Origin of the sequence: Sphingobium indicum BiD32, from assembly GCF_000382885.1 — a bacterium.
Lineage (GTDB): Bacteria > Pseudomonadota > Alphaproteobacteria > Sphingomonadales > Sphingomonadaceae > Sphingobium > Sphingobium japonicum_C.
Genome location: NZ_CAVK010000139.1, coordinates 20,426 through 27,027 on the forward strand (window position 1 = coordinate 20,426; position 6,602 = coordinate 27,027).

Annotated in this window: 5 protein-coding genes; 2 read left to right on the top strand and 3 right to left on the bottom strand. The window is 61.3% G+C overall.

What is annotated here, in order from left to right; genetic code table 11:
• Position 1: 1 nt before the first annotated feature.
• The 3 genes from EBBID32_RS13620 to EBBID32_RS13630 form a co-directional block, all read right to left on the bottom strand.
• Positions 2 to 886 (bottom strand): FAD binding domain-containing protein, encoded by an 885-nt coding sequence (locus tag EBBID32_RS13620; RefSeq protein ID WP_006958897.1) that lies wholly within the window; start codon positions 884 to 886, stop codon positions 2 to 4.
• Positions 887 to 897: 11 nt separating this feature from the next.
• Positions 898 to 2,496 (bottom strand): nuclear transport factor 2 family protein, encoded by a 1,599-nt coding sequence (locus EBBID32_RS13625; protein ID WP_006958898.1) that lies wholly within the window; start codon positions 2,494 to 2,496, stop codon positions 898 to 900.
• Positions 2,497 to 2,605: 109 nt separating this feature from the next.
• On the bottom strand, positions 2,606 to 4,705 hold the full coding sequence (locus EBBID32_RS13630; RefSeq protein ID WP_006958900.1) for an outer membrane protein assembly factor BamB family protein: 2,100 nt from the start codon (positions 4,703 to 4,705) through the stop codon (positions 2,606 to 2,608).
• A gap of 223 nt (positions 4,706 to 4,928) precedes the next feature.
• Between EBBID32_RS13630 and EBBID32_RS13635 the strand changes: the two genes are divergently transcribed.
• Both EBBID32_RS13635 and EBBID32_RS24945 read left to right on the top strand, forming a co-directional pair.
• Positions 4,929 to 6,131 carry an MFS transporter gene (locus EBBID32_RS13635; RefSeq protein WP_037490760.1) on the top strand — a complete coding sequence of 401 codons (1,203 nt, stop codon included), beginning with the start codon at positions 4,929 to 4,931 and terminating at the stop codon, positions 6,129 to 6,131.
• A 253-nt stretch (positions 6,132 to 6,384) separates the two neighbouring features.
• On the top strand, positions 6,385 to 6,602 hold a 218-nt coding region (locus EBBID32_RS24945; RefSeq protein WP_037490764.1), incomplete at its 3' end, for a hypothetical protein.

Sequence of the window (6,602 nt, forward strand, 5' to 3'; positions counted from 1 at the left end):
TCTAGCAGGTCCCGATTGCGCGCTGCCAGGCTTGGCCCAGAACCTCGCGCCCGATCGCCCGGACCAGTTGCCGGCGATAGGATGCAGAGGCCCGGGCGTCGGACTGTGGCTTGATTTCCTCCGCTGCGGCCAGCGCGGCATGGGCGATGACATCCTCGTCGATGGCCTGGCCGATCAGCACCTGCGCCGCGATCCGCGCCTCGCACGGCGCGGGCACAAGCCCGCCCACCACGATGCTCGCCCCGGTGCAGATGCCGTCGGCGCCGATGGTCAGCGCGGCGGCGATGCCGATCACCGGCCGGCCGTTGGTCGTGATGCCGAACTTGCGATAGGCGCTGCCCGACCGTTCGGGCAGGGGCGGCAGGGCGATGCTGTCCAGCAGCTCGCCCGGCTCCAGCAGGGCATGGCCCGGATCGCCGAACAGCGCGCGGGCCGCAACCTCCCGAACGCCGGACCGGCCAACCACGCGCAGCCGCCCATCAAGGCACATGACGACCTGCTTCAGATCGGTCAGCACGGTGCCGAACACAAGATTGCCGCCAATCGTCCCGCGGTTCTGGACCTGGAGATCGCCGATTGCGGCCGCCGCATCGGCCAGCGCCGACCAGCCGGACTGGATCGCGCGGTCCTCGTAAAGCTCGCGGTGCCGGCGCATGGCGCCCAGCATCAGGGTACCGTCGGCCGCGATCTCCCGCCGGCGCAGTTCGGCCACGGCCGACAGGTCCACCAGCACTTCCGGGCGAAGCGACCGGTTCTTCAGCAAGGGCAGGATCGCCTGCCCGCCGGCCAGGATAACAAGATCGTCGCCCCCGTCCGCCACGCGGTCGAGACATTCCGCCAGACTGTCCGGCATGTGATAGGTGCCAACCGGCGCCAACTGTACCATCAGTTCCCTCTCTATGGTGCGGGGGTCGCGCGGCCGCCATCCGGGCTGGCCAGGGCGAACGGGCCGGAGAACAGGTCGCCGGAAGGGTCCGCAGGCTCGCGCCTCGGCCGATGCCGCAGGTCTCCGTCCGCGATCTCCTGCTGCCAGGCGAAGTCCATCAGGATCTCCCGTTCGTCCAGGCCCCAGCGCCCCTCGCGGCAGGACCAGCGATCCAGGTAGCGCCCGCGCACGTGGCGAACGGCGGTGGTGCCGTCCGATCCCGGGCGGGGGACCAGCGAATTCTCGAAATAGGTCTCGCTCACCGCGCGGTAGCCGGCGATGTCGATCGCCGTCAGCGTCGTCAGGTGTACGCTACCGGCCAGGCCCGCCAGTTCGTCCAGCAGCAGCAGGTTCCCCTCGCTCGCCGGGCCGTCCAGCGCGCGGGTGCGATCCACCAGCCGCCCGCCGGGCCACCAGACCGATTGCAGCAGGTTCGCATCCAGCCGGTCCAGGGCATGGCACACGCTACGCATCCGGTCCCGGATCGCCTGCTCGCCCGTCAGGATCGCAAGGTCGTCCGCCTCGCCCTTCTCCAGCGAGGCCAGCAGGGCATAGGAGGGGTCCGAACGGTCGCGCCGCATGAAGGCCCCCACCTGCGCTTTCACCGCCTGCTGCCACACGGCGCCGCGCGGGGTGAAGCGGCCGCTGATCGCCCAACGGCCCTCGCGCCGCTCCCAGCAATCGAGATAGCGCCCGCGATAGTGATCCTGCACCGAGTTGCCGGACGGGTCCAGGTAACCCTGCAGCATGGAAAAGTTCATGGTCTCGCTCACCGCCCGGTCGCCGCAGACCCGGATCGCGGCGCGGGTGCTCTGGTGCTGGTGGGCGGCCCAGGGATAGTGGCCCAGGGTCATGGTCAACGGAATGTCGTGCGCTACCGCGTCCAGCGCCACGGCCTCGTAGCGCAGGGTGGCATCGGTGTGCCAGAAGGTCTTCCAGATGTCGGGATCGAAGCGGTCCACCCCGCGCGAATAGGTGGCGAGCTGACGCCGGATGTCGCGTTCGGCGCGCAGGTCCGCAAGGTCCTGCGCGCGGGTCTCGAACACCCCATCGCCGCCCAGGCTGGCCAGGTGATCGTAAACCGGGTCGCTCCGGTCCCGCCGCGAAAGCCCGCCGGTCGCGCCTCGCGCGGCCTGCTCCCAGATCAGCATGGGCAAGGCGATCCGGTGATCGATGGCCCAGCGATCCCCGCGCCGCGACCAGCGGTCAAGGAACCGGATGCGCCAGTGCTCGTCGCGCCACGGGCCGTCCGGGCCGCTTCCCGCCACGGCCCTCCGCCGCACCGCAATCACCGTCGCCTCGCTCACCGCCCGGTCGCCGTCAATCCTGACCAGCGGGTCGGTCAGGTTGTGGTGATGGAAGGCCAGGGCCTCGTGCTGGCGTATTAGACCCTCGATGACTTCGCTGACGGGCCTGACCTTCCCTTCCGCACTATGGGTTTCTGTGCCGTCGGAGTGCCAGACCGATGCCAACAGCATGCGATCGAGCCGATCCACACCCCGACAGTAGTTGAGGAGCTGTTCCGCAATTTCTCGTTCGTCCAGAAGGACATCAATGGTGGAACTGGTCAAAGCCAATATCTCCAGCTTTTAACACCGGTGGAACCAACAAGGATAATTATTGGCTTCCATCAGGTTCGCATCGCAGTTTGGATCGCAACTTAGCCTAAAACGTGAAAATCTAATGCTCGCTCACCTCGAAGACCCAAAGAGTCGGATCGCCAGTCGAAGATTCGATTTCCGGGGTGAGGTGTGCAACGAACCCGTCGACATAGGTTCCCGCCCCCGTGACAATGGCAACGAACTGTCTGCCGTTAACCGAATAGGTAATCGGAAAGGCGTTCGGAGTGTCGGCAAGTCGTGTTTGCCACAGGGTCTTGCCAGTGTCGCTGTCAAGCGCCCTGAACCAGCGATCACGAAACCCGACGAATACCAGGCCACCGGCAGTAGCTAGCGCCGCGGACGCAATGGGGGAGCGCTCCGCGACATCCCATGCCTCTCGGCCGGTTGCCAGGTCGATGGCGGTTATGCGACCAAACCTATTTTCTGAACCCGCCCGCGGAGTGGGGCTCCACAATCCACCACTGGGGTTGGACTCATCGATCTTGAGTTCCATGCAGCTATCCAGGGCGGGAACGATGAGCAGTTTGCGCGCCGGATCGTATGCCGTCGCCGGCCAGTTGCGTACGCCGCCGGCATATGGGCAGGCGCTCGTCATCGAATCTACTGATGGAATCTTCCTCGCGTCGGACGTCTTCACGCCGGTCTTGGGATCTATTCTTGTCACCAGATCCTGGATGCCATAGTCATAGGACCAAAGATATTTTCCGGACTTCTGGTCAAGAGCATCAATGATGCCAAGCTTGCCCATGGTGATTGCGACTTGCCTGCCACTACCCTTGGGATCGGGGACCAGCATACGTTCGAAAGCCCAGTCCTCGTCCCAGACATCCCCCTGCACATGCTGGAAATGCCAGTTCGGCTTGCCCGTCCCGGCGTCGAGACTCAGGGTTGTGTTGGAATAGAGCGCCGGAGCGGGCTTCTTCGGGTTCGCGCGCAGAATGGTGCTTACCGCATAAGTGTTTCCGGTCCCGAAAATGACCCGGTCGTCTTCATAGCGATAGCTGGGCGCCGTCCACACGCCAGCGCCACTCCTCTCCGCGGCGGGCGCACCTCCCCAGCTTTCCGAGCCCGGGGCCTTGTCATCAGGTACCGTTTGGAACCGCCACAACTCACTCCCCGTCTTTGCGTCGAGCGCGACGAGATAACATTTGAGACCGGTGCGAGCGCAGTTGGCGACGCCCTGAAATACCCTGCCGTTGGCAACAAGAGGCGCGGCGGTAGCAACTCCTTGATCGCCCAAGAAAGTATCCCAGAGAAGACTGCCAGTTCTAGCATCGAGAGCCAGAACGTGGTTGCCCACGGTGCTGGCATAGATGGCATCGTCATATAGGGCTAGGCCGCGCGGCTGCGTCAGTCGGCGCGGAGGGGCAGCACTTTGCCGCTTCCAAATTGTATCTCCAGTGAGCGCATCGAGCGCAGCGATATGACCGCCGGCATGAATGAAAATGACACCATCGTGCTCCAGCGGAGAAACGCCATTCGAGCCGGGGCCCAGAGACTTGCTCCACACCATCCTGAGCCGCGAAACGTTCGAACGATTGATCTGGGTCAATTCGCTGTAACCCGTCGCATCGGTATTACCGCGCCAGACCAACCAATCGTCCCCGGCAGATTTGCGAAGCATTGCATCGGTAACGGGTGTCAGCTTGGACGCGATTGCAGCTAACCGCTCTTGCGCTGCCTTGGCGATCTCGTCGCTTGCTTGCGATGCTATGGGTTTGGTGGGTTCTTCCGTCCTCGCCAGTCCGCCTGTCCCATTTTGCTCCATAATGTAACGCGCAAGACCCTGCGCTTCGGCCAAATTCATAGGCGCGCTGGCCCCTGGGGGCATGGCTTTCTGTATGTACTCCGCAAGACCGTCAGGCCCAACGGCTTCCCACCTTTTCACAAATGGGACACCCTTCAGAGATGGTGCGCCACTTCCCTCGAGAGATGCGCCGTGGCAGGCACTACATTTCGCTTGATAATCTGCAGCTGTTGACCCTGCAGTCGGCGTTTCATGAATTTGTGCCATGGCAACGGTGGCAGCCAGTCCCCCGCCAAAGAGCACCATAACCCAGACCTGCACGGAACGCATACCCAGCACCTCTCCAAATTCTTTACTGTCCAGACCTTCCGCGACAGCGCCCGCTTTACACCTGTCGATCGATAGGTGCATCACGGGTCCGCGTTTGCATTAAGATGGATTGCCAATGAATTTTTAGCCTGGATGGCAGCTAACTGGCGAATAAACTCTTGGAACGATTAAATCCCAGATGATCTCGCACTAATAATAGATAAAACATTACATACCTCATTTATATTATTCCGGGAGCCAAGAGGATATGCGAAAGGAAAGATCGCCCGCCACGCAAGAGTGGCGAATTTACTGGCCACTTGCCATGGCCGTATTCGTGGGCTCTTTCTTCAGCGCAATGCCATTTCAGGCATTCGGTTTGATGATGGACCCTGTCAGAGCCGAATTCGGGTGGAGCGTCACCCAAGTGACCACGGGACTGACCCTTCATTCTATATTGATGGTCCCGATGGCTCCTGTGGTAGGCGCGCTCGTCGATAAGTTCGGCGGGCGTCGTGTTGCGCTCCCTGGCCTCATCGTGACAATGATCGCCGCTACTTCTATATCCATGGCGACCAATTCCACCGTACTGTGGCTAGCGTTGTGGACATTTCTCGGCATAGTAATTGCGTTCCCGAATATGACCGTGTGGACCTCTGCGATTGTCGCGACCTTTAAGCACGGGCAAGGCCTAGCTCTTGCCTTTGCTCTCAGCGGCATGTCCGCCGCCGCAACGGTATTACCGCCACTGACGCAATGGTTGACCGACAGTTTTGGCTGGAGATTCGCATTCGCCAGTCTGTCCATCGGCCTCGGAGGGCTGGCATTTGTAACGTGCTATTTCTTTCTTTACATTCCTGTTGAGGGTAGGGGGGAAACGAAGGGCGGACAGCCGGACATGCTGCCAGGGCTTTCGGTCAGACAGGCATTGATCAGCATCCCATTGCTGAGGATTGGACTGGCTACCCTTATCATTATGACGGTAGGTGCCGCAGTCTTTGTGCATAGAGTTCCGATGTTGACCGAAACCGGATTTTCGCGAGAACAGGCCGCCCAGCTGGCAGCTCTGTTCGGGCTAACAACTATTATTGGTAAATTCAGCATGGGCTGGGCAATGCAGAAATGGAGCCCCGGCAACATTGGCGCACTCGCCCTTGGCACCATGGGCGTCGCATTTTTTGCTATGCTAGATACACCGCTCCGCTCATCGAACGTCATAGCAATTGCAGTGTCCGTTCTCGGCTTTACGGGCGGCGCCAAGATGCAAGTCGCGGCCATGCTCACCAGTATTTATGCAGGTCCGCGCAACTTCGGGAAGATCTACGGTTTCATTCTGAGCTTTTTCACTCTTGGGGCCGGTGTAGGGGTCACCTTGGGCGGAATGGCATACGATGCCTCGCAATCGTACCAATTGTTCTATCTGCTGGCTGTGCCCAGTTGCTTTGTCGGTGCGGCCCTACTTTTCAGACTGGGAGACTACCCAGAATGGGCGAGGATCGGGGCCACGCCGGTTGCCAGTCACGCATAGGGCTCCTGAACGATCCGGAGTCCGATCGCGCGGTGTAGCCCCGAATTACGAAAAATCGCCAACGTCCATCCAAATGCGGTTTAGAGATGCTATGTAGTGCCCGCGCAGGACGGGCTGTCCGCTTCATGGCGCTCGTTAAAAGTTCCGGCCTCCCCCGGGAACAAAGACGAGCGGCGGTATGGAATTTGATTGCTCTGTTTGGGATTGCGGTGGGATTTAAGGGTTTCTGGCACGTGCTCCTATCGTAGGACAGGTGCGCCTCGACCGGACAGATCTTCAAGAAGAAGATGAGAGTTGCGAGCCGTTCATTGGCCGGATGACGGCTTTGAGTGGCGAGAATATCAGGGTGCGGGAGGGACGTTTGGACTGGAATTACACGCCTGAACAGTTGGAGTTCCAGGGGCGGGTTCGGGATTTCATCGCCGCGAACAATGGGCCGGAGCTTGATACGGGGATCAGCTACGTTGCGGG

Coding starts and splice junctions, on each gene's coding strand:
- EBBID32_RS13620 (WP_006958897.1), bottom strand. CDS start 886: ATGGTACAGTTGGCGCCGGTTGGCACCTATCACATGCCGGACAGTCTG.
- EBBID32_RS13630 (WP_006958900.1), bottom strand. CDS start 4,705: ATGCACCTATCGATCGACAGGTGTAAAGCGGGCGCTGTCGCGGAAGGT.
- EBBID32_RS13635 (WP_037490760.1), top strand. CDS start 4,929: ATGGCCGTATTCGTGGGCTCTTTCTTCAGCGCAATGCCATTTCAGGCA.